This window comes from Paenibacillus sp. YIM B09110, from assembly GCF_037167145.1.
Classification (GTDB): domain Bacteria; phylum Bacillota; class Bacilli; order Paenibacillales; family Paenibacillaceae; genus Pristimantibacillus.
The window spans coordinates 1-672 of record NZ_JBANSP010000067.1 but is presented as its reverse complement, the minus strand read 5'-3'; the positions used below and the strand labels follow the sequence as shown (position 1 = coordinate 672).

At 57.1% G+C, this 672-nt stretch carries 1 pseudogene; it reads left to right on the top strand.

Annotated elements, in window-relative coordinates:
• Positions 1 to 672: pseudogene (locus V8F51_RS31645) on the top strand (hypothetical protein); the annotation flags it as partial.

The following is a 672-nucleotide window of genomic DNA, read 5'->3' as shown; positions in this document are numbered from 1 at the left end:
GGCGGCAAACGTTAGCGATGGCGGAACGTTAAGCTATCAGTGGTACAGCAACACTAGCAATAGTACGAGTGGCGGCACGCTTGTGAGCGGAGCGACGAGCGCGAGCTATAACGCACCGACGACAGCGGCGGGAACGAAGTACTACTATGTCGTGGTGACGAACACGAATGCGAGTGTCAATGGGACGAAGACTGCCTCGGTGACGAGCAGCGTAGTCTCGGTTGTTGTGAACCCCATTGTAAATGCGGCGACGCCGACGATCGGAACGCAGCCGACGGCTAAGACGGTGGATGTGGGCGGAACGGCGACGCTTAGCGTGGCGGCAAGCGTTAGTGATGGCGGAACGTTAAGCTATCAGTGGTACAGCAATAGCACGAACAGCACGAGCGGCGGTACGCTTGTGAGCGGAGCGACGAGCGCGAGCTATAACGCACCGACGACAGCGGCGGGAACGAAGTACTACTATGTTGTGGTGACGAACACGAATGCGAGCGTTAACGGTACGAAGACGGCTACGGTGATGAGCAGCGTAGTTTCGGTTGTTGTAAACCCCATTGTGAATGCGGCAACGCCAACGATCGGAACGCAACCGACGGCTAAGACAGTGAATGTAGGCGGAACAGCGACGCTAAGCGTGGCGGCAAACGTTAGCGATGGCGGAACGTTAAGCTA